Annotated in this window: 28 protein-coding genes and 1 tRNA gene; 5 read left to right on the forward strand and 24 right to left on the reverse strand. The window is 41.1% G+C overall.

Annotated elements, in window-relative coordinates; translation table 11 throughout:
• The first annotated feature begins 63 nt into the window (after positions 1-63).
• On the forward strand, positions 64-1,770 hold the full coding sequence (locus PVK79_RS21580; protein WP_425607899.1) for a BamA/TamA family outer membrane protein: 1,707 nt from the start codon (positions 64-66) through the stop codon (positions 1,768-1,770).
• 52 nt (positions 1,771-1,822) lie between these two features.
• Complete coding sequence (locus PVK79_RS21585) at positions 1,823-2,389, forward strand: mechanosensitive ion channel domain-containing protein (RefSeq protein ID WP_149980644.1); 567 nt, start codon at positions 1,823-1,825, stop codon at positions 2,387-2,389.
• Positions 2,390-2,461: 72 nt separating this feature from the next.
• Here PVK79_RS21585 and PVK79_RS21590 read toward each other — a convergent pair whose 3' ends face one another.
• Genes PVK79_RS21590 through PVK79_RS21600 form a run of 3 tightly spaced genes read right to left on the reverse strand, consistent with a single transcriptional unit; the run spans position 2,462 to position 4,851 of the window.
• Positions 2,462-3,520 carry a succinylglutamate desuccinylase/aspartoacylase family protein gene (locus PVK79_RS21590; protein WP_145237048.1) on the reverse strand — a complete coding sequence of 353 codons (1,059 nt, stop codon included), beginning with the start codon at positions 3,518-3,520 and terminating at the stop codon, positions 2,462-2,464.
• A complete protein-coding gene (gene rimK, locus PVK79_RS21595) occupies positions 3,507-4,412 on the reverse strand; it encodes a 30S ribosomal protein S6--L-glutamate ligase (RefSeq protein ID WP_145237045.1) in 906 nt (301 codons plus the stop codon). The genes PVK79_RS21590 and rimK overlap by 14 nt, the downstream gene beginning before the upstream one ends.
• A gap of 10 nt (positions 4,413-4,422) precedes the next feature.
• The gene (locus tag PVK79_RS21600) at positions 4,423-4,851 is read right to left on the reverse strand and encodes an ATP-dependent zinc protease family protein (RefSeq protein ID WP_145237042.1); all 429 of its coding nucleotides are present in this window, start codon (positions 4,849-4,851) and stop codon (positions 4,423-4,425) included.
• A gap of 149 nt (positions 4,852-5,000) precedes the next feature.
• Between PVK79_RS21600 and PVK79_RS21605 the strand changes: the two genes are divergently transcribed.
• Positions 5,001-5,972, forward strand: coding sequence for a zinc transporter ZntB (locus PVK79_RS21605; protein ID WP_145237039.1), 972 nt, complete (start codon positions 5,001-5,003; stop codon positions 5,970-5,972).
• Between the two features lie 6 nt (positions 5,973-5,978).
• Here the strand turns inward: PVK79_RS21605 and PVK79_RS21610 are convergent, their stop codons facing one another.
• Together PVK79_RS21610 and PVK79_RS21615 are read right to left on the reverse strand one after the other, a co-directional pair.
• Positions 5,979-8,084 (reverse strand): ATP-binding response regulator, encoded by a 2,106-nt coding sequence (locus PVK79_RS21610; RefSeq protein WP_145237036.1) that lies wholly within the window; start codon positions 8,082-8,084, stop codon positions 5,979-5,981.
• A 353-nt stretch (positions 8,085-8,437) separates the two neighbouring features.
• Positions 8,438-8,512: transfer RNA gene (locus PVK79_RS21615), tRNA-Arg, on the reverse strand.
• Positions 8,513-8,768: 256 nt separating this feature from the next.
• Between PVK79_RS21615 and PVK79_RS21620 the strand changes: the two genes are divergently transcribed.
• Positions 8,769-8,951, forward strand: a complete 183-nt coding sequence (locus PVK79_RS21620) for a helix-turn-helix domain-containing protein (RefSeq protein ID WP_145237033.1) — start codon at positions 8,769-8,771, stop codon at positions 8,949-8,951.
• Here the strand turns inward: PVK79_RS21620 and PVK79_RS21625 are convergent.
• The 3 genes from PVK79_RS21625 to PVK79_RS21635 are packed head-to-tail and all read right to left on the reverse strand — an operon-like array spanning position 8,948 to position 10,663.
• Positions 8,948-9,754, reverse strand: coding sequence for a phosphotransferase (locus PVK79_RS21625; RefSeq protein WP_257324706.1), 807 nt, complete (start codon positions 9,752-9,754; stop codon positions 8,948-8,950). The two genes, PVK79_RS21620 and PVK79_RS21625, sit on opposite strands and share 4 nt — an antisense overlap.
• Positions 9,755-9,762: 8 nt before the next feature.
• A complete protein-coding gene (pnuC, locus tag PVK79_RS21630; RefSeq protein WP_145237027.1) occupies positions 9,763-10,386 on the reverse strand; it encodes a nicotinamide riboside transporter PnuC in 624 nt (207 codons plus the stop codon).
• 25 nt (positions 10,387-10,411) lie between these two features.
• Positions 10,412-10,663, reverse strand: coding sequence for a hypothetical protein (locus tag PVK79_RS21635; RefSeq protein WP_145237024.1), 252 nt, complete (start codon positions 10,661-10,663; stop codon positions 10,412-10,414).
• Positions 10,664-10,794: 131 nt separating this feature from the next.
• Here PVK79_RS21635 and PVK79_RS21640 point away from each other — a divergent pair, with 131 nt between their 5' ends.
• Complete coding sequence (locus PVK79_RS21640) at positions 10,795-11,034, forward strand: DUF2960 domain-containing protein (protein WP_145237021.1); 240 nt, start codon at positions 10,795-10,797, stop codon at positions 11,032-11,034.
• 9 nt (positions 11,035-11,043) lie between these two features.
• Here the strand turns inward: PVK79_RS21640 and alr are convergent, their stop codons facing one another.
• From alr to rnr, 16 genes are all read right to left on the reverse strand, one after another.
• Positions 11,044-12,123, reverse strand: a complete 1,080-nt coding sequence (gene alr, locus PVK79_RS21645) for an alanine racemase (protein WP_182778616.1) — start codon at positions 12,121-12,123, stop codon at positions 11,044-11,046.
• Positions 12,123-13,502: a replicative DNA helicase gene (dnaB, locus tag PVK79_RS21650; protein ID WP_145237015.1), complete on the reverse strand. Its 1,380-nt coding sequence runs from the start codon at positions 13,500-13,502 to the stop codon at positions 12,123-12,125. Before dnaB ends, alr begins: the two co-directional genes overlap by 1 nt.
• A 100-nt stretch (positions 13,503-13,602) precedes the next feature.
• A complete protein-coding gene (locus PVK79_RS21655; RefSeq protein ID WP_145237012.1) occupies positions 13,603-14,547 on the reverse strand; it encodes a DUF4097 family beta strand repeat-containing protein in 945 nt (314 codons plus the stop codon).
• Between the two features lie 11 nt (positions 14,548-14,558).
• Entirely contained in the window at positions 14,559-15,041 is a 483-nt protein-coding gene (locus PVK79_RS21660; RefSeq protein ID WP_182731620.1) for a hypothetical protein, read from the reverse strand.
• Entirely contained in the window at positions 15,028-15,579 is a 552-nt protein-coding gene (locus PVK79_RS21665) for an RNA polymerase sigma factor (RefSeq protein WP_182758759.1), read from the reverse strand. Before PVK79_RS21665 ends, PVK79_RS21660 begins: the two co-directional genes overlap by 14 nt.
• A 191-nt stretch (positions 15,580-15,770) precedes the next feature.
• A complete protein-coding gene (locus PVK79_RS21670) occupies positions 15,771-17,603 on the reverse strand; it encodes a pilus assembly PilX family protein (protein WP_182731621.1) in 1,833 nt (610 codons plus the stop codon).
• On the reverse strand, positions 17,603-18,127 hold the full coding sequence (locus PVK79_RS21675; RefSeq protein ID WP_182731622.1) for a PilW family protein: 525 nt from the start codon (positions 18,125-18,127) through the stop codon (positions 17,603-17,605). Before PVK79_RS21675 ends, PVK79_RS21670 begins: the two co-directional genes overlap by 1 nt.
• Positions 18,127-18,540 (reverse strand): type IV pilus modification PilV family protein, encoded by a 414-nt coding sequence (locus PVK79_RS21680; RefSeq protein ID WP_182778612.1) that lies wholly within the window; start codon positions 18,538-18,540, stop codon positions 18,127-18,129. Before PVK79_RS21680 ends, PVK79_RS21675 begins: the two co-directional genes overlap by 1 nt.
• Positions 18,540-18,989, reverse strand: coding sequence for a GspH/FimT family pseudopilin (locus tag PVK79_RS21685; RefSeq protein WP_257324707.1), 450 nt, complete (start codon positions 18,987-18,989; stop codon positions 18,540-18,542). The genes PVK79_RS21680 and PVK79_RS21685 overlap by 1 nt, the downstream gene beginning before the upstream one ends.
• 2 nt (positions 18,990-18,991) lie before the next feature.
• A complete protein-coding gene (locus PVK79_RS21690; RefSeq protein ID WP_310736427.1) occupies positions 18,992-19,429 on the reverse strand; it encodes a type IV pilin protein in 438 nt (145 codons plus the stop codon).
• 277 nt (positions 19,430-19,706) lie between these two features.
• Complete coding sequence (gene rplI, locus PVK79_RS21695) at positions 19,707-20,159, reverse strand: 50S ribosomal protein L9 (protein ID WP_145236982.1); 453 nt, start codon at positions 20,157-20,159, stop codon at positions 19,707-19,709.
• A gap of 36 nt (positions 20,160-20,195) precedes the next feature.
• Positions 20,196-20,423, reverse strand: coding sequence for a 30S ribosomal protein S18 (gene rpsR, locus PVK79_RS21700; RefSeq protein WP_002962753.1), 228 nt, complete (start codon positions 20,421-20,423; stop codon positions 20,196-20,198).
• A gap of 12 nt (positions 20,424-20,435) precedes the next feature.
• On the reverse strand, positions 20,436-20,753 hold the full coding sequence (gene priB / locus PVK79_RS21705) for a primosomal replication protein N (RefSeq protein WP_182731625.1): 318 nt from the start codon (positions 20,751-20,753) through the stop codon (positions 20,436-20,438).
• Positions 20,754-20,807: 54 nt separating this feature from the next.
• Positions 20,808-21,149 carry a 30S ribosomal protein S6 gene (gene rpsF, locus PVK79_RS21710; RefSeq protein WP_145236974.1) on the reverse strand — a complete coding sequence of 114 codons (342 nt, stop codon included), beginning with the start codon at positions 21,147-21,149 and terminating at the stop codon, positions 20,808-20,810.
• Between the two features lie 253 nt (positions 21,150-21,402).
• Positions 21,403-22,149 (reverse strand): 23S rRNA (guanosine(2251)-2'-O)-methyltransferase RlmB, encoded by a 747-nt coding sequence (rlmB, locus tag PVK79_RS21715; protein ID WP_145236971.1) that lies wholly within the window; start codon positions 22,147-22,149, stop codon positions 21,403-21,405.
• Positions 22,146-24,641: a ribonuclease R gene (gene rnr / locus PVK79_RS21720; RefSeq protein WP_257324729.1), complete on the reverse strand. Its 2,496-nt coding sequence runs from the start codon at positions 24,639-24,641 to the stop codon at positions 22,146-22,148. Before rnr ends, rlmB begins: the two co-directional genes overlap by 4 nt.
• Positions 24,642-24,685: the final 44 nt, after the last annotated feature.

Below are 24,685 nucleotides of genomic sequence, written 5' to 3' on the forward strand. Positions count from 1 at the left end.
CTTATACACTAACTTAGTGTGTAGTGGGTAAACGCTAAAAACCCATAATCAAGGATTTCAATGGTGATAAATAACGCTTATGCACTTTTATTGTCTAGCTGTTGCAGCACTTTGCTCTATTCATCCTATGGCTTAGCGCAATCGTTTAATGACGGGCAGCAAAGTTGCAGTAATCAGCGCACAACTACACCCACTGAAAAAAATCTACGTCGCCAACTTGATGTTGATATACAGCTGCCAGAAAAAACTAATAATGCAAAAATAGCCCAGGTCGAACTTGAGCAACTCAACGTTTTCAATACCAATTTAGAAGCAGAAAATAACGCATTATTTCGCTTTGCTAATCGCGTTCATATGACCACAGAGCCTAATGTTATAAAAAGTATTTTATTGTTCGAACCTGGTGATCACTATGAGCCGAAAAAACTCGCCGAATCAGAGCGCTTATTACGTCGCCAAAGTTATCTATACGATGCCAGAATAAAAGCAGAAACTAACTGCAATGGTGACATAGATGTGAAAGTGATCACCCGCGACTTATGGACGTTACTACCAGAAATTAGCTTTAGCCGCAGCGGTGGCGAAAATAAATCGAGTATTGGTTTTCGTGAATCCAATTTATTTGGCTGGGGTAAACGTTTATCACTCGCTCGCACTACTGATGCTGAACGAAATGGTTACCTGTTTGTTTATGATGATCCTAATATACTTTCTAGCCGCTACCGTGGTCGCATAGAATACTCTGATAACGACGATGGTAAACGCCATTTATTCGAGCTTAGCTACCCTTTTTACTCTATTGAGACACCTTACAGCTATGGTTTATTAAGCTTTTCTGATCAACGAACTGAATCTCTTTACAAACGTGGTGAAGTATTCAGTCAATTTATCCAGAAAACAGACTATAATCGCATTCACTTTGGCCACTCTAAACAGCTTGCTAATAATTGGACTCAACGCATTAGCGTCGGTTATACCCATGAACAGCAAGCTTTTGAGAGCACAGTAAATACCGTCACACCATTGGCTGAAAAACGGGAGCTAAGCTATCCATATATCAGTGGTCATTGGTTTGAGGATCACTACATAAAAGTGCGTAATTTCGACAGTATTTATCGTACTGAAGATTTAAATCTCGGTTGGAATGTGCAAGGTTTATTAGGCTATGCAAGTGAAGAATTAAGCAATGACGATAGCCGTGCTATTTACTCTTTTGATGCGAAAAAAGCTCATTTTAGTGGCGATAATACCCTTTGGCGCTTTCATGCTAGCCTAGATGGTAATTGGAACGAACAACAAAGCAAAGTAGAGAACTTACTCGCGAGCACTCAAGTGCAGTATTATTTAAACACCAGTTTTGAACAATCGTGGTATACCAAAATACGCTTAGACTATGCTAAAAACCTAACCCCCGACAAACAGCTAATCTTAGGCGGCGAAAATGGCCTACGTGGCTATCCGCTAGACTACCAACAAGGCGATCGTAGTTTTTTAGTTAACCTTGAAAAACGCTATTATTGGGAATACGACCTGCTTCAACTGTTTAAAGTTGGTGGAGCTGCATTTTTTGATATTGGTCGCGCTTGGTTTAATGACCAAAATAACGGTAAAAATGGCCAAGTATTGAAAAATATAGGTATCGGGTTACGGCTCGCTCCAAGCAGAGCAAATGCAGGAACTGTGATCCATTTAGATATCGCCGCTCCACTTGATAAAAGTGATGATGTTGATTCTATTCAATGGCTAGTCACTGTAAAAAATTCCTTTTAAAGTGTGCTAAAAACGCTAAACTAGTTGCTCCTAAACCGCATTTGGATTGATTGTGGAACTGTTAGATATTCTTAGCACGCAGTATAAACTCATCGTCACTTTAGTCGCTCTGTTACTTTTTCCTGTACTATTAAAACTGACTAAAAAATTACTCGAAAAAACTATTAAGGGCAAAGTCGATATTCACCGTAAATATCGTGCCGAACTATTACTGAAAATTATTCTCGCATTTGTAATGCTGTGCTTAGTGTTAGTTTTTTGGGGTATTGAATTACGGGGTTTACTGGTACTTGGCTCATCTTTGTTTGCCATGCTAGGTGTTGCACTATTTGCAGCTTGGTCGCTATTAAGCAATCTAACCTCGTTTTTGCTAATGTTTATTCAAAATGACTGTCGTGTTGGTTATTGGGTTAGAGTTATTGACGGCGCGAACTTTGTTGAGGGGCGTATTGTCGAGATGGGCTTGATGAATGTGGTATTAGAACATGTTGATGGGCACCGAGTTATTTATCCTAATAACCTATTTGTTACTCGTCCGGTGATGGTTTTAAATAAAGAGCCGAAACCTACTAAAGCAATCGCGGTTAAGCGCGCTATTGGACCTAAAAAGCTGCAATAAACGAAAAGCACATAACAAAAAGCCGCTTAAGAATATCCTTAAACGGCTTTTTTGATCAGTTGCAATCAGCAATTAATTATTTAATTCCGCTGTTTTTAACTCATCTTCAATATCACTTATTTCATCAATAAAGGTTTCAAGCTGTTGTTCTACCAAGCTGTTTGCGTGAGCAAAATATGCTAAATGAAACACTGCATCACCTTCATTAACCAGTGGCATAGTTTGTTGACCAATCACTATACCACTTCTTGGCGCTAATAATTCCAGCTCAGAATCACCGAGCGGGCTACTGATATAAGCTAATATTTGCCCTTTCATTACTCGCTCACCCAATGATACTTGCGCACGCACAATGCCATCGACTTCAGCACGCACCCAACTGGTTGAGCTGGCAATAATTGGCTCAGGTAACTTTTTAGCGCGCTTGCCACGGATCATTTTTAAATGACGCATGACATAATCAACGCCTTGCATACCAGCCGCTATTGCAATTGGATCAAACCGCAGCGCTTCTCCAGCTTCGTATGTGATCACCGGAATACCTAAGTTCGCGGCCTCACTTCGCAGTGAACCATTACGAAGTGAGGCATCAATAACGGCTGGTGTACCAAATGCATTCGCCATTTGTGCCGTTGCTTCATCACTCAAATCTGCGCGAATTTGCGGTAAATTGGTGCGATGTATTGCGCCAGTATGTAAATCAATAATATGCGTACAATGAATGGCCACTTGCGAAAAAAACATATGTGCCATACGTCCAGCAAGCGATCCACGAATAGAACCTGGAAAGCTGCGATTCATATCACGGCGATCAGGTAAATAACGTGACTTATGAATAAAACCAAATACGTTAACAATCGGTACAGCAATCAGCGTACCACGCAGCTGGTTAGCATCTATTTTTGCTAATAATTGGCGTACGACCTCTACGCCATTGAGTTCATCACCATGAATAGCCGCACAGACCATTAAAACAGGCCCTGCTTGAACTCCATTCACTACCTCTATTGGGATATTCAACGGCGAATGGGTGTACAGCTTAGCTGCTTCTAGGGCCAGCGTCTTACGCTCACCGACACCCACCGTTTCACCTAATAAAGTAAACGCACTATTGATTCTAACCTTTGCCACGCGTTGCGGTCCTTTTGGTTGCAGCGGTTTTTTCGATAAATTCGATCACCATACCTGCAATATCTTTTCCTGTTGCTACTTCGATACCTTCAAGACCTGGTGAAGAGTTAACTTCCATTACCAAAGGTCCGCGAGATGAACGAAGTAAATCAACCCCAGCTACGTTCAAGCCCATTGCTTTAGCTGCAGCTACTGCTGTTCTACGTTCTTCTGGCGTAATACGCACTAATGTTGCACTGCCACCGCGGTGTAAATTAGAACGGAACTCACCATCTTGTGCTTGACGCTTCATTGCGGCAATCACTTTGTCACCAAGTACGAAACAGCGGATATCAGCACCACCAGCTTCTTTAATATACTCTTGTACCATGATATTAGCTTTTAAGCCCATAAAGGCTTCAATAACACTCTCAGCAGCTTTACGTGTTTCAGCTAACACCACACCAATGCCTTGAGTACCCTCTAACAGCTTAATAACTACAGGTGCACCGCCAACCATTTCAAGTAAGTCTTTAACGTCATCTGGCTTGCTAGCAAAACCGGTTACCGGCATACCAACGCCTTTACGTGATAACAACTGTAACGAACGTAATTTATCTCGCGAACGTGAAATAGCAACTGATTCATTAACAGGAAATACATTCATCATTTCAAACTGACGCAGTACTGCACAACCATAAAAAGTAACTGAAGCACCAATACGCGGGATTATGGTATCAAAATCTTTTAAATTTTCACCGCGATAATGGATCTCTGGTTGCTCAGAGTTAATGTTCATGTAACAACGTAATGCATCGATCACTTTTACTTCATGACCACGCATCTCAGCTGCTTCAATTAAACGACGCGTTGAATATAAATTCTTGTTACGAGATAAAATACCAATTTTCATAGTTAAAACCTTAACTATCTAATAAATGAGATAAAGCCGGATCAACGACTATACGATTTTCCATGGCTGTGCGCCCTAATAACATTCTAAACTTCATACTCGCTCGGCTGGTCAAAGTGACTTCTATTGGCCAACTTTTATCACCAGCGCAGAGCTTAGTCTCAATAAAATACCGCAACTCACGCTGCCCACTTGAGCTGGTTACATATTTCATCTTTTTTACTTTAGCATCACACTCAATTTGAGTGTGCTCATCTTCTTGCAAAGGCTGAGCAATAAATTTAACCCACTTTTCGCCTTCTCGCTCATATTCTTCAATATTAAGAGCATGAATACATGACGTACGGGCGCCCGTATCAATCTTAGCCTTAATTTGATTAATGCCAAGCTCAGGTAAACTTAACCACTCACGCCAACCAACAATTATCTTTGCCGTCATAAATGTGCCCTTTAATAAAAAACTGTCTTATACGCTACACGGATAAAAACACAAATGAAATAATTTTATCCAAATGATAAGCTAATTTAATTGACCTAAGTCACTCAATAGTCAACTATATTAACATACAGGATTAATGAGAATTTACTATGTTCAATGGTTTACTACACGCACTTATACTTGATGAACAAGGCGGCGCACGCACAATTGATAATAGCGCAGACCTACATAACTGGCAGCCTGAGCAAGGTAAATTGTGGGTTCATCTTGATTATAGCCAAAGTGAAGCCATAGATTGGTTACAAAACAGTGAATTGTTGACTGATTATGAACTTGCATCATTAACAGCCGATGAAACACGCCCTCGTATCACCAAAGTAACTAACGGTTGTATGTTGTTTTTACGAGGCGTGAATTTAAATCCTGCGCAGAGCCCTGAAGACATGGTCTCAATTCGTTTATTTATCAATGAAAATGTAGTGGTCACTACCCGAAAACGCCGTTTACTTTCAGTCCAAGATATTTTAGCTGCACTAGAAGAAAAAACTGGGCCAGTTAGCATTTCTGAATTAGTTTGCCAACTTACACAAAATCTCACCTCACGTATGCAAGGGGTAATTGATGGCTTAGATGACACTCTCGATATTTTTGAAGATGAAATTGACGAGCCGACAAAGCGCTTTGATAACCAAGGACTGTCGCAGTTACGCCGCCAATCAATTGGTTTAAAACGCTACTTAAGGCCACAAAAAGAAGCGCTCAGTACTTTAATGGCAAACAAATACAGCTGGCTTAGTGAAAACGACAAAGCCAAGTTAAACGAAACCACCAATCTACTGATCCGCTTTATTGAAGAGTTGGACAGCTCTATTGAACGTGCGCAAATTATTCAACAAACCATTACTAATCAGGTTTCTGAACAATTAAATCAGCGTATGTATGTGATGTCGGTGGTTGCGGCACTGTTTTTACCGCTAGGATTTTTAACCGGTTTACTTGGCGTAAATGTAGGCGGTATCCCTGGTACAGAGAGCCCTTACGCATTTAGTTTTTTTGTTATATTTTTAGTCGTGATCACCGGTGCCATCGGCGTTTACTTCAAAAATAAAAAGTGGCTTTAAAAATACTCACGGTTGTTCAATTACATTGATTGGTATAGTAATGATAAAAGTAGTGCCAGTACCTAATTGACTCTGGCACTCTATCGTACCGGCTAGTTTATGTATTACTAAATTATAAACAATGTGCAACCCCAAACCTAAGCTCAGTTGTGCGTTATTCGTAGAAAAGAACGGGTCAAATACTTGCTTGCGGACATCTTCTGGCATGCCTTTACCATTATCGCTGATTATCAGCTGAAGTTGTTCATCATGTTTACTCACTGTAATGTTCACCTCCCCAGGCGTTGAATCATCAAAAGCGTAAACTAAGGCATTTTCCACTAGCTGCCCTAAAATTTGCGAGAATGCACTTGGTGAGGCAAAAAAACGAATTTCTTGCTGGTATTGGCATTTAACTTTATGAGGGGTTTGGTCAACACGTGAGTGGATTGACAGCAGAATATTATCGATATACTCACCTAAGTTAAACCAGCGATTTTCCTGTGTATCGTTGTCTACCGCAACTTGTTTAAAGTTATTGATTAGATTTGTAGCTCTGTGGAGATTAACGCTCAATAACTCTGTGCTTTGTATTATATGATCATAGGCCTGATTAAACTCCTCTCTCGACATGTTACCCGCAGCCGCTTTGCCATGAATAGTTTTCGAGGTGCTTTCCAGTACTGATGCAGCCGTGACGCAAATGCCCAATGGGGTATTTATTTGATGAGCAACTCCAGCAACTAATCGTCCTAACGACGCATGCTTTTCATTTTCAATTAACTGTTGCTGAGTACGTTTTAGCTGTTCCAGCGATAATGTTGCTTCTTTGGTCTTAGTCTCAAGCTCAGCAGTACGCAGAGCCACTTTACGCTCAAGTACCGCATTTAACTGTTTTACTTGTTGCTGTGAAGACATCAACTTGGTATTCGCATCTTCAATCTCACTGACGTAGCTTTTTACTTGTAAGTACACATCATTTAAAGCAGTAATAATTGGGGTAAACTCATTGCGTTTAGCATACTCAACTGGCAGTAGATTAACTTGCTTATTACTACCATAACGAATAGAGCTTTTTATGATATTTAATACCTGATCAAAAGGGCTAAACAAAGCTTTGAGGATAAAAATCATCAGTATAATAAAGCCGAGCCCTATGCCACTGCCTGTGATTAAAGCCCAAGAAGACACTTTATCAACTTGTTTACTTAAATCATTTTTAGGAACTAATGAGCCAAAGATAAAACCGCTCTCACTAAGCTGATAAAAAATATACTTATCTTCAATTGCTAGCTGCTCAAACCCAAAGCTATTGACCTTACTTAACCGACTTTGAGCTACTAATGTTGCCGCCCAAGGAAAGTCATCGGTCAACTGCTGTACCGTTTGAGGCTTGTCTGTAAAGCCAATAATTAACTCAGAATCCCGGTGAAATAAAAATGATTGTGCATTTTCGGTCACTTTAATGCTGACTAAAAACTCACTTAACTCAGCTAAAGACCAGTCGAGCGTCGCCATACCAATCGGACTGCGGTTATCGTCAAGCATCACCGCATCTATGGTCATCATCAACGAGAATGAGCCTGCATCATCGTAATAAGGGTTAGTCCAAAATATAGGACGATAGCTTGATTGGTTTAATCCCCACCCTTGCTGTACAGCAAGCTGGTACCAATCCTGAGAAAAATAATCGTACTGTGGTGTATTGAGATCCCACGTAAATTGCAGCTGTTTATTTTCTTTATATACATATGGGCCAAAATAACGATACTGCTCATCCAGTACCTGCGGTTGATACCAAAGCCCTCCGCCCATAGCTTGCTCAAAACTAGTAAACTTGTTTTGTAACGTGCGCTGAGCCAGTTCCTTGATATCAGCCATGGGAGTAGATTTTTGATGACGCAGAAAGTATAACTGCTCACCACTTAGAGCCAGATCGATCGCATGACCTTGCATTTGTTCTGTAAGATGATTGATACGGGAAATAGTGCCATTAAACACAGCCTGAATTTCATTTTGCTTAAATTCATCCAAAGATTCTTTGTAAATTAGCGTGTTGAATAACTGTAGGGTTGAATAAGCCAATATCTCAAACAAAATGACAAACACCAGAATACGGGTTTTAATATTCATTCAATCTCCAGAGTACCCTTTGCTAAAGAGCTCATTTAACACAACACTCACAGGCATTGCCAAATAACAACTGTGCTCGACTTACTTAGTATGCAAAAGGACATGAAACTGTAATCCCCCCATTTTTAATGGAGGCGAGCTGTAGTGCATAATACAATTCCCTAAGATAATGAATTATGAGTATAGTCCAGTTGTCAGTTTTACCACTTGTGCAATTTATTTAATTCAAAATATTAGTAGGGGTTTATTTACATCATGAGTACTAAAAGAGTGTGATTGAGGGCAAACACAGTGGAGTAAGATAGAGAGTTATTATTGATAGCCTTTGATGAAAGGCTGGGCATTATTGCAAATGGCGCTCTCGGTAGGGATCGAACCTACAACTCAGCCTCCGGAGGGCCACGTGATATCCATTTCACCACGAGAGCACATTTGTGCCACCACACCAACTCGCGATATCAGTGCTTAGGCCGAGCAATAATAAAGGCATATGCAATTAAATGCTAGCTTCTATCGCTTAGATGCTTAATAATTCAGCAAATTATAATAAATTACTTCACAAGCAAGCAAAAAACAGCTATTAAATTATACTTAATAAAAATCACTAACCATTTTGCAACATATAAATGCCCGTTTAACGACTTTTTAAGGCGCTTGTAAAAGGTTTAACATGAGGAAGTATCTATGAGTTTAATGTCAACCGAGCAAGTAGCGGAGTTTTTAGGGGTTAAAGTTGAACGTGTAAAGCGTCTTGCCCGGGAAAGTTTATTAATATCGAAATCTGTTGATGAAAACGGCGAACCACTATTTGATGCAGATGAAGTTGCAAAATACAAAGAACTTGCGGCGCGTTTTGGTGGTCTTTAACGATGCTCCATTGAGCTAATCAAACAATCCAACTGCGTACGCAACTCAGTCACTTTATTATCGACTGAGCGTGCGCTATACCAACAAATACACAACACTAAAAACACCAACTGATAGCATTCAAGCTTTTGCAGTGAATAGTGAAATTTTTGAATAGCAGGCAATTGCTGTTGGTAGTTTGAAAGTAAGCTATTTTTTTGCTTATCATTCAACGCAAAGCTAACAGTTAGTGCTGCTAAATCGAAGTATACGTCATTACTTTTAGCGTACTCAAAGTCAATTAAAAACATGCCTTCGCTATTCACAATAATGTTTTCTTTTACTAAATCATTATGGCAAAAACCTTCATCACGGGGTAATAACGCGATTTGCTTTAATGCATCCTCAACGCTTGCTTGATATTGCTGATATAAGCGAGTTTGTTTATAAAAATCCAGCTCATACTTTATATCCATCGCCTCAGTAACAACATCATGGCAATGAAAAGCAATCAACTTTTGCAGCAACTCTAAAGTGTAATCCCCTTGTGCAATATTCCCCTCTAGGTATTCAAAAATCGCCAGCTTGTTAACTTCATCAGTCCACAGTGGTTTGGGGCATACCTGCTGCTGCGCAAATACAGTTTGTGCTGCCAAGCCCTGCACTGGCCAATGCTCGCGATAGCACTTTAATAAAAAAGCCTGCTGTGCAGTACGCACTAAAAAGTTATCGTTACTTAAACCGCTAAATAGCCGCTCATTGCTCAATACCTTTAGTTGTGGATCAAAAGCGGCAAAAATGCCGCTAATTTCTTTACCTGTCATACTGCTTCTTATAATTGCGCCAAAGGCTTAGCTTGATTTTGCTCATACTCTTCATACCAGGTTTTAAACCCCCATGCTGCCATTATGGTGTAAAAAATAAACAGCGCTAATGTTGGGTAGTAGCCTTTCTCGTAATACAAATACATCGAAGCCGCATCAATAACAATCCAATACAGCCAATTTTCCAGTACTTTTTTCGCAACTAAATACGTTGTAACAACAGCAAAACAGGTTGTAAAACTATCTAAATAAGCAAAGTCTGCATGGGTGTGATTGTTCATCACATAACCAAATATTAATGCCACAATCGAAGTCGCAATAATAATGAATAAGTGTTGATGCAAGCACCATGAGGTAATCACTAATTGATGTTTATTAGCGTCGCCTTTTCGCCATATTACCCACCCATAAACCGCCATATACATATAGTAAAAATGCAATAGCGATTCCATTAATAAAGCACCATTCCAATACATTATGGTATAAATAAGGGTGCTAAAAAATGCCGCAGGCCAACACCACAGATTTTCTTTTATTGCTAATAGCAAATATGCCATAGAGAGCGCCACTGCGATATATTCCCAGTGCGACATTGCAGTAAACCCTGCGAGAGTTTCTGTAATAAATTCCATAATTGATCCACTAAGGCTTTAGCTGCTATTGGGGAGAGAGATCACCATTGAGGAATTTACAAACAAAAATAGCTTTGCCAAACTCTTCGTATGAACGTTTTATCTCTGTACTAAGCACTGACATTACTAAATCGTAATCCCCAAAAATTTGCGTAGACAAGGTATTTGTTATTACTTTTAAATCGTCATATTCATTTAAGCGATCAATAAACCCCTTAATAAATGGGATATAATCTTGATGAAGTGGGTACTTACTGATCTCTACAGATAATTTCATGACAATTCCTTGGTTTATTTAAAAATATGGCCGTTATTGTAACTTGAGCTAAGCTACAAGTCATTCAAAGGTAGAGCGGATGTCGAAGAAGGTGTAAAATTAACGCAATTAAATTATTTTATGAGTGACTCATGGCACGACGCATTACGTACAAATTTAAAAATCAGCCTCGCGAAATTAATTTTGCAAAAGATAAATATCGCGATATGTATCAGGCTATTGCCGCGGCTGAAGGGATTGATTTAACAAATTACTTAAAGATGGAACAGCAAATTGCTATGACTTCAAAAGGTTCTGCGGCAGTGCGTAATTTTCGTGATGAAGAGTTTGCTCGCATGGGTTTTAGCGATGTGTATTTTATCAAAGAGTAACGCTTAGCATTACTCTAAATATTCATAGCTTACCCGTGGGGTAATATTACAGACTAACTCGTAAGGGATTGTCGTGGCACATTGGGCGATTTCTTCAACGGGTAATTCTGGGCCCCACATCACCACCTCATCGCCGACTTTGATGCCATCAGCATTTGCACCAATATCAACACTGATCATATCCATAGAGATGTTGCCAGCAATACCATAACGTTTGCCAGCAATCACTACAGGTGTGCCATGTCTAGCATGGCGCGGATAACCATCACCATAGCCCATGGCCACCACTGCAAGCTTAGTCGGCTGAGCACTTTGCCAACAACCACCATAACCAACACCTTGCGCGGCATCAACATCGCGAATTGCAATGACCTTAGTGGTTAAGCGCATCACTGGCTTCAGCTGATGGTCTTTGCCAGAAGTGTTAAGCATTGGTGATACACCATACATCATCAAGCCTGGACGTACCCAGTCGCCATGACCTGCAGGCCAAGCAATAATACCAGCCGAATTTGCTAAACAATGTGCTTGTTGTTTGCCTTGCACTAATGAATCAAACAAAGCAATTTGCTCAGCTGTTTTGGGATCATTAACATCATCGGCACTGGAAAAATGCGTCATTAAATTGATTGTATCTTTAGCGTTATTCGTTGCTTGCAAGCGCTGATAAAAATCATGCAACTGCGTTGGTGCAATTCCTAAACGATGCATACCGGTATTGATTTTTAACCAGCAACTGATTGGTTCATCGAGCTTTGCATTTTCAAGTGCTCTGAGCTGATTTTCATCATGGATAATGGTTTGAAAGTTATTGGCTAATAAAATCGGCAAATCATCTTGATGGAAAAAACCTTCCAGCAACACAATAGGCTTGGTCAGCCCACCCGCCCGCAGTGCTAGAGCTTCATCTATTCGTGCCACTGCAAATGCGTCAGCATCATTAAGGTGCTGCGCTATTTTCACTAAACCATGGCCATAAGCATTGGCTTTTAATACCGCCATAACTTTACTGTTAGGCGCAAACTGTCGCACTTGCGCTAAATTATGAGCAAGTGCTTGTAAGTTAATTTCGGCAATAGCTAAACGCATCAGTAATCGTCGTCTACCGCAGGTCCGGCGTAATTATCAAAACGCGAGAACTGACCTTGGAAAGTTAAACGTACTTTACCAATTGGACCATTACGTTGTTTACCTATGATAATTTCAGCAATCCCTTTCTCAGTACTGTCTTCGTTATATACTTCGTCGCGGTAGATAAACATGATTAAATCGGCATCCTGCTCGATAGAGCCTGATTCACGTAAGTCGGAGTTAATTGGGCGTTTATCGGCACGCTGCTCTAGAGTACGGTTTAGCTGCGACAGTGCTACGACTGGGCATTGGAGTTCTTTTGCTAATGATTTAAGTGACCGTGAGATTTCAGCAATTTCTAAAGTACGGTTATCAGAGAGGCTGGGAACGCGCATCAGCTGCAAGTAATCGACCATGATCATACTTATCCCACCGTGATCACGAGCTATACGACGCGCACGTGAGCGAACATCTGTTGGAGTTAGACCTGATGCATCATCAACATACATCTTTCCTTTTTCCATCAGTAGCCCCATAGTTGATGAAAGACGCGCCCAATCGTCATCATCCAATTGACCGGTGCGCACTTTGGTCTGATTAATTCGACCAAGGGATGCCAACATCCTCATCATAATCTGCTCCGAGGGCATTTCTAATGAGTAAATAAGCACAGGCTTATCTTGTGTCATTGCGGCATGTTCAGCTAAGTTCATCGCAAATGTGGTTTTACCCATCGACGGACGGGCGGCCACAATGATTAAATCTGATGGCTGCAAACCAGTGGTCATTTTATCTAGATCGGCATAACCGGTACTTACCCCCGTCACACCATCTTGTGGCGACTGGTACAACTCTTCGATTTTATCGACTGTTTTTTCTAAGATGCTGTGAATACTTTGCGGACCATCGTTACTTTTTGTCCGCTGCTCAGCAATTTTAAACACTTTACTCTCTGCAAAGTCGAGTAAATCGTGGCTGGTGCGCCCTTCCGGATTGAAACCTGCTTCGGCTATTTCATTGGCAACGCCAATCATTTCACGTACCACAGCACGTTCGCGTACGATATTCGCATAGGCGTCGATGTTCGCCGCACTTGGCGTATTTTTAGCAATTTCAGCTAAATAAGCAAAACCACCGATACCACTGAGTAAATTCTTTTTCTCTAAGCTCTCTGATATGGTGATCAAATCGATTGGATCGCCTATTTCAGCAAGCTCGACCATGGCTTCAAAAATAAGCTTATGGGTACGTGTATAGAAATCTTGCGAAACGACCAACTCGGCAACACGGTCAAAGGCTTGATTATCAAGCATTAAGCCACCTAAAACAGATTGCTCTGCTTCAATGGAATGAGGAGGAACTTTAAGAGTGTCGACTTGTTTATCTGGTTTAGCCATAACTTCGCAATACTAACAATGAATGGCCTCTATTCTATCTACTTGGCTACGTTGTGCAAAGAGCAAAGCAGGATTTCTTTTCCTACTTTGCTACGGGAGATTACTTTTGCTTACGTAATTCTATGCGCCCACTGATAGTGTCTATTTCAATATCAGCATCACCACCATTAACCGCAAACTCCAATTCACTTGATGGCCCATATTTCGCTTTTTTAACTTTATCGTCACTCAACTCATTAATAATTTTACCATTGGCATGCGCTTCAATTTCAAACCGCGCAGAAACATCCGTCGGGAAGTAAAAATCGGCATCGCCACTAACAGATTCATAAGTAATTTGCGCACCTTTTAGTAACTCATTAATATGTATTTCACTCTCACCATTTACCGTGCTAATACGTAAGCTTTTTAATGCCTGAAAAGCAAAGTCGATATCGCCATTAACATTCTCTAAGCGAACTTCTTGAGCTGCTGTTTTGGATTTAATATCACCATTGACAGCAGTAAAGCGCAGCGTGCCTTGTGAGTCTTTGTCATTAATTTCGCCGTTTACGGTTTCATAGCGTATATCACCTTTTAAGCCTATCGCACTGACATCACCATTAACGGTATCCACACTAATATTGCCACTGATGTTTTGTAAGTTAATATCACCATTAACGACATCAATATCAGCCCCGGCGATCAAATTTTTAGCACTGATAGTGGCGTTAACACCGGTAAATTCAAGTTCGCTGCTATTTGGCATATAAATAACTAATTGAGAACCATCGCCACTATTCCAACCGTTATTATTGTTACGCGGCATTTTAACGATAAATTCGATACGATCTCCTGCCACTTCTAAACGATACCCTTGTGCTTTATCATCAAGCTCACCGGTGATCTGTAATTGTGATTTATCCCAGCCCTCAATACGTACATCACCGCGTTGGTTATCTATAAAAATACGCTTATTAGCGGGCACCTCAATTTGTTCATTGATTTTCTCACCAGCAGAGGCGAAAAACGGCAATAAAGTTAGTGCTAATAGTAATGTTTTCATGGTTGATACTCCTAAATTTGTTGCCACTTCGGTGCATGCACCTTATTGATTAGATCTAATTGCTGCTGATAAACCTGTGCTAGCATTTTTAATAACGCTGGATTCTCAGGCTCATTGTCGAGGGCTTGCTTTATTGCCCGCTCAGCGTCCTCTAATTCTGTTAATTGCTGTTGCCAGTTATCTGTCAATGCAGGCTGATTTTGATATTGCACCAACAAGGTTTGTTTTTGCTGGGTAAAATAGTCACTCATCACCACACTTGTCGCAGGCTCAGAGCCGGAAAACAGCAACTGCACGGTTAATAAAGCCGCCACTGAGCATGCTGCCACACCCGCTAATTTAGGCCACAGCGCAGCTTTACCTTGCGCCTGAGGAGCATGCGTTAATGCTTTTTCGATACCTGGCCATAAATCTTTTTGTGGTGAGATCTCTGACTCAGTGTTATTGATTGACTCAGCTAAAAATGTTTCAAAATTAGGCTTACTCATTTTCATACCACTCTTTTAATAACTGACGGGCGCGATGAAATTGCGACTTACTAGAACCCACTGCCATTCCTAACATAGTGGCAATCTCTTCATGGCGATAACCTTCAATGGCGTGCAGCACAAATACCATACGAGCTCGCTCAGGTAGTCGTAATACTAACTTGTCGAGTCCATTTAGACCTTGGCAATCTGTTGCGCTTTGTTCATCCATACCGCTTTGCTCGAAGCTCACTACTTTTTGCAACCAATTCTTATGTTTACGTAAATAGCTAATCGCAATATTACTGGTGACACTGTGCAGCCAAGTTGAAAACTGTGACTGTCCTTCAAAGCTAGCGATTTTATGCCACAGCTGCACAAATACTTCTTGAGTTGCATCTTCGGCATGTTCGCGATCTGCGAGTAACCGTAAGCACAATCCATAAACCCGCTTTACATGTAATTCATAAAGTGCAGCATAAGCATTTTGATCACCGCTTTTTACACGGTTAATAAGTGCATCTTCGCTTAGCTGTGTAAAAGCATGTTTTGCATCTATCAACATCGTTGATGTTGTCCCTTTATGATTATTATTATGAAATGAGTATACCTAAGCACTCAGGAAATACGATCTTTCAGAATTTTAAGTTTCTTGAATAGTTAGACGTGAGATGTAAGTGAAAAGGTTTAAATGACATGAAATTATTTTTAACAAAAAACGGCTAACTTATCAGCTAGCCGTTTTATCAAGTGGTTTTATAACGTTGCTTCTGGGGGATCTTCTTCGGGCCCTTCAGTGGTTTTTTCCGGTACTTTATATGACCAGCCAAGGAAAACTAATTTGCCGTCAGACGCGCTGCCCCCACCACTACTTATATTTGCTAGATTTGAATCATGGTGAATACCACCTTTGCCAGACGCTGAAACCGTTTTGCCCCGAATTGAGCCACTGAAACCACCATTAGCGACGACTTTAACATCAGTCTTTGGCGCATAGATGGCTGCATACAAATTAGCATCAGCATCAATATCAATACCATTGGCTTGTTCATTGCTGGAATAAATACTAAATACCGGTTTACCAGTTTTGGTTAACCCATGCTTCATTGTGATCGACCCTGGAGACGCTTTCAATTTTACTTTACCGTTGACATAAAGGCTTAAGCTGCTGCCTTGTGCTATATGGATCTCTGAAGCGCCTTCCATCATGAAGTGACCATTTACTATCAAGGTTACATCACCACCCGCGACTTTTAAAATGCCATTATTTAATGAGAAGTTACCTGCTTTTAATACTTTTACATCAACAACGTTCTCAATTGTGTTTAACGTATAATTAAGTGTCGCAGGACGTGCGCCTAACCACTTTTCCCATACATAATCACCTTGATTTTCAATCTTAGACTGAGCTATCTCAGGCGTTAACTCGTAGATAACACGTGTTTCTGGCTTATCAGAGACTAGTGTTGAACTACCGTGTTTCACAATAATATTTTCGGCGCTAGGATCAACCAGACCATCAACAACCGTTGTTATATTTATTGAATCGCACTGTGTTTGCCCTGCTGTAAAATTATCAGGATCTTGAAAAGGTACCAACTCAACATTTGGTGATACATTATAACGTGGATCTGAGTAAGGAATACCACCTTGTTCAAGGTGTGGTGCTAAATCTTTTGCGTTTAATTTGCCGCCATATAAAACGTCTAAGCCGTCATTATTTCTATTTTCTAGCACAGTACTCGCACTGTTATTAGGGAAGTTAAGATCTTTATTTGCTCTAACTACGCCTAATATTTTTCCTTGCTTCCAGGTAACCCCTCCCGCCGATAAAACATCTCCGCCTACAGCTGTATCAAGTGGAAAACCATCGGGTAAAACAGGATCAGTCGATACTGTAAAATTCGAATCAATTGTAATATGGTTATTTGCACGCAATGTGCCTGTGATTGGAGATGAGCCGGAAAAAGTAATACTGCCAGTCGCATGAACACTCCCCCAAATAGTTGAAGCACCTGATAATGTAACATCCTTATCTTTATAAACCGTGCCTATGACAGCGCCAGCCTCAGCCTTGTCAGGATCGTAATCCCCTTTACTTGAGTCATAGCTATCAATTCGACCACTGGCACTGAGTGACACCCCTTCACAGCCCACAATTGCGTTCTCAAAAACAGAGCCTCCTTTACCTGGCGTAAATCCAAACCGTGCGACTAAATTACTTTGTGCATCACCACCATAACGCTCACCCAAGCTGATGATTTCCAGCTCTCCAGCAGCATTTTTACTAATACTGGCATTATAAGTTGCATCTTCACCAATCAAACCGCGGCCTGATGCTGTGCCTGTCGCTGCGATCAAGCCATCGATATCTAAGGTTTTATCATCTGAAAAAGCTTGCTGTAATAACTTAGCTTCTTCGAAAACACCTTTTTCAGCGAGTAAACGGCTATTTATTTTCTTTTGAAAATTGCCACTCATACGCTCTTGAATAATATTTTCACGCAATGAATTAAGTACCACAATACTCGCCATACTGGTGAGGATAAGTACTGTTACAAGCGTAAAACCACTTTGTTTTTTAGCCATTACACACCACCAAAAGCATTGTTTAAAATAACATTAGAGACCGCAATATCAATGGCAATAGTGTTTCCAAATTGCGCAGGTAAATTATCTGGGCCAACATTAATAGTGACAATGTTATTATCAATTGCAAAACTCAACCGGGCGACTCCCGTCAATAACCGCTCTGCTGGAGCTGCTCCTAATGTACACATTAAATTATTGCCTACTAGGCTATAAACTTCATTTATATCAGCTGTTGATACACTGCCATTACAGGTGATAACCCCAGCTGGCTGAGTAACAGTAATTGCCGAGCCATCTGCTGCAACCAAAGGTGCGCTTGGTGTTTGTTTAATGCTACGCGTAAAAACCTTACTTGTGTAACGTATTACTTCTTGCGCATTTTCAAGCTCTTTACTAACTGAAATAGTGCCTTTAATAGCTGAGTATGAAAGGCTAACTCCAGCTAGTAGGAATGAACCAGCGGCTAGAGCCACCATCAGTTCTACAAGGGTATAACCTCGCGGACGATAAATTGCCATCATCAAATACACCCAACTGGTAGCTCAGGGTAACTAGCATTTAAGGTAATTTGATTTTCTAATTGAGCAGGGTCTTGTTGCTTGATCCGCTCATCAGCCCATGAAACTGTGATTTGCATATCATGCGCATACGCCACAGGTAAGCTCAGCTGATAATCATCGATTTGCGGGTCTAAAGAGGCACGAAAGTTAGCATCCGTGAATAAAGCTGGATTTGTCGTTTGTAACTCACACAAGCGAGGCCAAATACGCTCTAAAGTATTTTGCCCTTGCACCAGCGATACAGTGTAATTAAAACTGTTAGTGGCATATTGTAGCGATTTGAGCTGAGCTGCTGCCAACCCTAATAAAGCAATACCGGCGATAACAACTGACAGCATCACTTCTAATAATGAAAAGCCACTTTGTTTAATCATTATGCACATGCCACTGATTTTTCAGCTAACCAATTTTGGCCGCTTTTTAAAATGCACAAGTAATAATCTACCGTTTTATCATTGTCATCTTTAATTAAAATCTCGCTCGCCGCAGAGATTTCGCCACTTGACCACACGGTACGATCAACTAAACCAACTGTTACACCATGATGTTGGATGACGAATTCTTTTAATACTGTATCAACACCATTAACAGCTGCTGTTACCTGCCATTTATCACCACTTACCACTAGCTTAATCTCACGATTACGTTTTACCGCCTCACTGCGCGCATATTTATACACACTATTGAGCTGATTTGCGGTGGTAACAACCCGATCTTGCATGATTTGCTGGCTAAAAGAAGGAAACGCTAATACCGCCATAATCGCAACGATCCCAACCACAATCATCAACTCCACTAATGTAAAACCGGCTGTTCTAGTCATTGTTACTCCCAGCAACTATTAGCATCAGCTGATTGTGTGCCATCATGCTTAATCACTAATGCACCACAGCGATCTCCTGCTTGGGCAGAACCGATTTTTGGGGTTGCAGTTAATGTAAAAGCACGACTTTTAAAATTAGCATCAGCTGCAGCGCCACTAACGCGGTTTAGCGCTGTATAAGTAAAAGTATAAAAATCTGTATTTTTTGCCGTATCAAAAGCATTTGGATAACCACCATTACGCGAATAAATACGCTCTAATACTGCACCATGTTGCAACATTACTTGTTGAATATCGGCACGGCGACTACGCTCCATATGCTCAATATATGAAGGCATAGCTACACTGTATAATATGCCTAGAATGGCAACGACTATTAATAACTCGATTAATGTGAAACCAGAAGAAAGCTTCGCATTTTTTATCATCTGCTCTTTCAATTTAAACATCCTTAACACTATGCCCAGTGCACAAACAATATACAGTGACAACGCTGTCACTGTCAATAATCTGTAACCTAATTACAATGCAGCTACATTTTAATAGGTATAAATAATTAGTTTTTATTTTAAATCAAACTATACCAGATAAAAAACCTAAAAAAGGGACTTTAATCAATATTTATGTGGGAAATGATATGCTAGCTAGTGATATGTGTGAGAATAATAAACAAAAAAGCCGTGCTTTTCAGCACGGCTTTTTTCGCTTAATTAGAAATTAAGCTTCAGCGATTACGATTACTTTGATAGTAGCCGTTACTTCTGAATGAACTGCGATTGATACGTCAAATTCGCCAGTCTCACGGATAGTACCTAGAGGTAAACGAACTTCTGACTTAGCAACTTCAACACCAACAGCTGAGATAGCGTCAGCGATGTCGCGAGTACCGATAGAACCGAATAACTTACCTTCGTCACCGGCTTTAGATACTAATGTAACTTCAGCTAATGCTTCAAGCTTATCAGCGCGTGCTTGTGCAGCAACAAGCTGGTCAGCGATTTTCGCTTCAAGCTCAGCACGACGTGCGTCAAAAGTTTCAACGTTAGCTTTAGTTGCAGGAACTGCCTTACCTTGTGGGAAAAGGAAGTTACGTGCGAAGCCAGATTTAACTACAACCTGGTCACCTAGGCCACCTAGGTTAGCGATCTTATCTAGTAGAATAACTTGCATGTTTCTACACCTTTTAAAAACGTGTTAATCCGCTGCTTACTTATGTAAGTCAGTGTATGGAAGAAGGGCTAAGTAGCGAGCACGCTTGATAGCAGTTGCTAGCTGGCGCTGGTATTTAGCGCTAGTACCTGTAATACGGCTAGGTACGATTTTGCCACTTTCTGTAACATAGTTTCTAAGAGTAGCTAGATCTTTATAATCGATTTGTTGTACGCCTTCCGCTTTAAAGCGGCAGAACTTACGACGTCTGAAATAACGTGCCATGAGATAAATTCCTCAAATAATTCTTTCTATATGCTGAGCATGCAAAACCAATTGGCTAAGGCCGTTACGACCTTCGTGACGATTTAAAAAACCGCTCACTTGCAATGCCTGCCCAACGTGCAAATGTTGAGTCTGTTGTTGCATTTGCTTACCACTAGCAACCACTTGAAGCCGTACATAACTATTACGGTTAAGATCTGCTTCAATTTGCATTGATTTGTGTTCTACAACAAAAATACAATGCGGGATACCAGCAGGGCTTTGGCTAAACTTAGGTGTTTTACAAACAACCCCAGAAATAACCAGCTGATTCATAAAAGGACTGACCATATGGTTTACCTTAAAATTATCGCTGATCAAGTGCCATGCTTGGACTCAAAACAATTAAGCAGCTGGTGCTTCTTTCTTCTCTTCTCTTACAAGAGGAGATGCTTCAGTTACAGCGTCTTTAGTACGCATAACTAAGTTACGAAGCACTGCATCGTTGTAGCGGAAAGTAGTTTCTAGCTCGCTGATTACTTCAGTAGGTGCTTCAACGTTCATAAGAACATAATGAGCTTTATGAAGCTTGTTGATTGGGTATGCCAGTTGACGGCGGCCCCAGTCTTCAAGACGGTGGATAACACCACCAGCTTCAGTGATAGAACCAGTATAACGTTCGATCATACCAGAAACTTGCTCACTCTGATCTGGGTGAACCATGAATACGATTTCGTAATGACGCATGGATATTCCTTACGGTTAATAGAGCCTTCTACCGTTTCAGCCGGTCGGTTTAAGGCAAGGAATTAATATTAAATAGGCCGAAATGAGCGCGCATTTTACGCTTAGTCGGAAAATTAAGCAAGTAGGTTTTTAGCTTTAAGTGGTAAGTTGAGAAATCAGCTATCCGCTCAAAAAGAAAAACCATGCTTATTAAGTCAAGCATGGTTTCAAATTTTATCTCTAAACTGACGGCTACAAGCTTAAAGCTTTTCTTTTATGGCTGTGTCGTATTTCTCTGACGCAGTACTTCAAATAAACAAATACCTGTTGCTACAGATACGTTTAAGCTTGAAACAGTGCCTGCCATTGGGATTTTAACTAACACATCACAATGTTCGCGCGTTAAGCGGCGCATACCTTCACCTTCAGCGCCCATAACAATCGCCATAGGGCCAGTTAGATTGGCATCAAATACATGAACATCGGTTTCGCCAGCAGTACCAACAACCCAAACACCGGCATCTTTAATTTCACGTAAAGTACGCGCAAGGTTAGTCACTTGGATCAGCGGTACTGTCTCAGCTGCACCACAGGCAACTTTACGCGCTGTGCCATTTAGTTTTGCTGATTTATCTTTTGGCACAATAATGGCGTGAACACCGGCTGCGTCTGCACTACGTAAGCAAGCACCTAAATTATGCGGATCTGTTATGCCATCGAGAACCAGTAAAAATGGCGTTTCTTCACGCGCAATGATTGCATCTAAATCTTTTTCATTGAAAGTAGGAGCTGCGATAACATTAGCAATAATGCCTTGATGCTGTTCACCCTTTGATTTGTTATCAAGCGCTTTACGCTGCATAAACTGCACTGATATACCAAATTTACGCGCTTCTTCAATAATTGGAGATAAGCGTTTATCATCACGTCCTTTTAGGGCATAAATTTCAATAAAACGCTCAGGCTCACTTGCGAAAATTGCTTCAACAGAGTGAAAGCCAAAAATTAATTCATTACTCACGTATCACTTGCTCCTGAACTCTTACTTTTACGGGCATTTTTGCCTGGTCTTTTCGGCTTTTTCACGGCCTTTCTCTTTGGTTTTTTTGCAGTCGTTGAAGTGCCAGCATCCGCTGATTTTCCTGCAGGCTTCTTTTTACCTCTACTGGCACTGTTTTTTTTTGGCTTTGGTTTTCCCTGTTCAGAACGACCGCTAAGTTCACCAGGCTCTTTCGCCTCAGCTTTTTTACCTGGTATTTTGCCACGTTTTAGCTGCGAACGAACACTTGCCGGCTGATGCCCTTTTGCATCACCACGACGACGCGCGTATCTGTCTTGTGCAACATCGCCACTGAGCGTTAAATTGATGCGACGCTCATCTAAGCTTACCGATGCCACCTGAACCGTGACTTTATCGCCTAAACGATAAACTTTACGAGAATGCTCACCAATCAAGCAATGTTTAGCGCCATCATATTGAAAATACTCATCGCCTAAATTAGTGACATGGATAAGGCCATCAATTTGTAAATCAGCTAAGCGAATAAACAAACCAAAGTTAGTAACCGATGAGATCACTCCTTCAAATTCGTCGCCCACATGATCTTGCATGTATTCACATTTCAGCCAATCAGCTACTTCACGGGTTGCGTCATCTGCACGACGCTCCGTATTCGAACACTGCTCGCCCAATTGCGCGACTTCTTCGTCACTATAAACATACGCACCCGACGTAACCATACCTTGGGCTTTCAAAATGCCTTTAATCGCACGATGTACGACTAAATCTGGGTAACGACGAATTGGCGAGGTGAAATGTGCATATTCACCTAATGACAAACCAAAGTGACCGATGTTTTCAGCTTGATATACTGCCTGCTTCATCGAACGCAGTAGCATAGTTTGGATAAGTTCAGCATCAGGGCGGTCGCCAAGCTTGGCTAACACATGGGTAATTTCTTTTGGTGTTGGCTCATCACTGAGTGTTGATTCAATACCCAACTCTGATAAAAACTGTCTAAAGTTAGCCAGTTTTTCACCATCTGGTTCAGCATGAACACGATAAAGCGCGCTGGCTTCGTGTTTTTCAAGCATTTTAGCCGCAGACACATTGGCTAAAATCATACATTCTTCAATCAGCTTGTGGGCGTCATTACGCAGCACCGGCACTATTGATTCAATCTTACGCTGAGCGTTAAATACAAAGCGTGTTTCAAGGGTTTCAAACTCAATCGCTCCGCGCTCTTGGCGGGCGGCTTTTAATGCCATATACATTTGCTGTAAATCAGTTAAATGTGGCACGACCGGTGCGTATTCAGTACGTAACTTCTCATCACCTTGTAAAATAGCGTTTACTTTGGTGTAGGTTAAGCGCGCATGCGAATTCATCACCGCTTCGTAAAAACGATAGCCTGATAATTTACCTTCAGCCGATACCAGCATTTCTGCGACCATACATAAACGGTCAACTTTTGGATTTAATGAACACAAGCCATTGGACAATACTTTTGGCAGCATAGGAATAACTTGCTCAGGGAAATACACTGAGTTACCACGTTCGATTGCCTCGGCATTAAGTGGGGTATTCATTGCGACATAATGGGATACATCAGCAATCGCTACCCATAACCGCCAACCACCCGATTCAACAGGCTCACAATACACCGCATCATCAAAATCGCGAGCATCTTCACCATCAATCGTAACCAATGGTAAATCACGTAAATCAACTCGATTTTGCTTGTCACCTTCTTCGACAAACTCACCTAAGTGTTCAACCTGCTTTTCAACCGCTTCTGGCCATACATGCGGGATATCGTGATTACGCAGTGCCACTTCAATTTCCATACCAGGGGCTAAATGCTCACCCAGTACATCAATGATTTTCCCTACCGCATTCATATTACGGTTAGGGTTTTGGGTAATTTGCACTTGCACCATTTGGTTGTGACGTGCGCCGTTTTCACTGCCCGGCAAAATAATAATATCTTGGGTGATACGTGGATCTTCCGCCACCACCACTGCTATGCCATGCTCAACAAAATAGCGACCAACAATCGGTGCTCGCTCGCCAGCCAGCACTTTAATAATACGCGCATCGCACTTGCCGCCGGAGCCTCGTTTGGTGCCTTTAGCCAGTACTATGTCGCCATGCAGCACCGAACTCATTTGATGCTTGGCAATAAACCAGTCTTTACTTTCGCCTTCGACTTCTAAAAAGCCAAACCCGTCACGGTGACCGATTACTTTGCCTTTAACAAGCCCAGCTTCATCAATTAAGGCGTAGCATTTAAATTTATTAAAGAAGAGTTGACCATCACGCTCCATGGCACGTAAACGACGCTTAAAAGCAATTTGACGCTCATCATCGTTTACCGCTAACTCCTCACATAATTGATGAAAATTAGCAGGCTTGGCACGGTCTTTTATATGAGTAAGTATAAACTCACGACTTGGGACAGGGTTTTCGTACTTTTCTTGTTCTCGACTGAGATTAGGATCTTGGTTTGACATTCACTATCTTGTTAATTGGTTATGATGTTATTTTAACCCATAAC

Source organism: Pseudoalteromonas rhizosphaerae, from assembly GCF_028885455.1.
GTDB lineage: Bacteria > Pseudomonadota > Gammaproteobacteria > Enterobacterales > Alteromonadaceae > Pseudoalteromonas > Pseudoalteromonas rhizosphaerae.

Excerpts from the sequence above, each read along its gene's own strand:
- rplI (WP_145236982.1), bottom strand. The coding sequence starts at position 20,159 with ATGCAAGTTATTCTACTAGATAAGATCGCTAACCTAGGTGGCCTAGGT.
- PVK79_RS21600 (WP_145237042.1), bottom strand. The coding sequence starts at position 4,851 with ATGACGGCAAAGATAATTGTTGGTTGGCGTGAGTGGTTAAGTTTACCT.
- PVK79_RS21605 (WP_145237039.1), top strand. The coding sequence starts at position 5,001 with ATGTTCAATGGTTTACTACACGCACTTATACTTGATGAACAAGGCGGC.
- pnuC (WP_145237027.1), bottom strand. The coding sequence starts at position 10,386 with ATGGAATTTATTACAGAAACTCTCGCAGGGTTTACTGCAATGTCGCAC.
- PVK79_RS21660 (WP_182731620.1), bottom strand. The coding sequence starts at position 15,041 with ATGAAAATGAGTAAGCCTAATTTTGAAACATTTTTAGCTGAGTCAATC.
- PVK79_RS21640 (WP_145237021.1), top strand. The coding sequence starts at position 10,795 with ATGGCACGACGCATTACGTACAAATTTAAAAATCAGCCTCGCGAAATT.
- rpsR (WP_002962753.1), bottom strand. The coding sequence starts at position 20,423 with ATGGCACGTTATTTCAGACGTCGTAAGTTCTGCCGCTTTAAAGCGGAA.
- PVK79_RS21635 (WP_145237024.1), bottom strand. The coding sequence starts at position 10,663 with ATGAAATTATCTGTAGAGATCAGTAAGTACCCACTTCATCAAGATTAT.
- PVK79_RS21665 (WP_182758759.1), bottom strand. The coding sequence starts at position 15,579 with ATGTTGATAGATGCAAAACATGCTTTTACACAGCTAAGCGAAGATGCA.
- priB (WP_182731625.1), bottom strand. The coding sequence starts at position 20,753 with ATGGTCAGTCCTTTTATGAATCAGCTGGTTATTTCTGGGGTTGTTTGT.
- rnr (WP_257324729.1), bottom strand. The coding sequence starts at position 24,641 with ATGTCAAACCAAGATCCTAATCTCAGTCGAGAACAAGAAAAGTACGAA.
- PVK79_RS21610 (WP_145237036.1), bottom strand. The coding sequence starts at position 8,084 with ATGAATATTAAAACCCGTATTCTGGTGTTTGTCATTTTGTTTGAGATA.
- dnaB (WP_145237015.1), bottom strand. The coding sequence starts at position 13,502 with ATGGCTAAACCAGATAAACAAGTCGACACTCTTAAAGTTCCTCCTCAT.
- PVK79_RS21655 (WP_145237012.1), bottom strand. The coding sequence starts at position 14,547 with ATGAAAACATTACTATTAGCACTAACTTTATTGCCGTTTTTCGCCTCT.
- PVK79_RS21675 (WP_182731622.1), bottom strand. The coding sequence starts at position 18,127 with ATGATGGCAATTTATCGTCCGCGAGGTTATACCCTTGTAGAACTGATG.
- PVK79_RS21685 (WP_257324707.1), bottom strand. The coding sequence starts at position 18,989 with ATGACTAGAACAGCCGGTTTTACATTAGTGGAGTTGATGATTGTGGTT.
- alr (WP_182778616.1), bottom strand. The coding sequence starts at position 12,123 with ATGCGTTTAGCTATTGCCGAAATTAACTTACAAGCACTTGCTCATAAT.
- PVK79_RS21620 (WP_145237033.1), top strand. The coding sequence starts at position 8,769 with ATGAGTTTAATGTCAACCGAGCAAGTAGCGGAGTTTTTAGGGGTTAAA.
- PVK79_RS21680 (WP_182778612.1), bottom strand. The coding sequence starts at position 18,540 with ATGATTAAACAAAGTGGCTTTTCATTATTAGAAGTGATGCTGTCAGTT.
- PVK79_RS21670 (WP_182731621.1), bottom strand. The coding sequence starts at position 17,603 with ATGGCTAAAAAACAAAGTGGTTTTACGCTTGTAACAGTACTTATCCTC.
- PVK79_RS21625 (WP_257324706.1), bottom strand. The coding sequence starts at position 9,754 with ATGACAGGTAAAGAAATTAGCGGCATTTTTGCCGCTTTTGATCCACAA.
- rpsF (WP_145236974.1), bottom strand. The coding sequence starts at position 21,149 with ATGCGTCATTACGAAATCGTATTCATGGTTCACCCAGATCAGAGTGAG.
- rimK (WP_145237045.1), bottom strand. The coding sequence starts at position 4,412 with ATGAAAATTGGTATTTTATCTCGTAACAAGAATTTATATTCAACGCGT.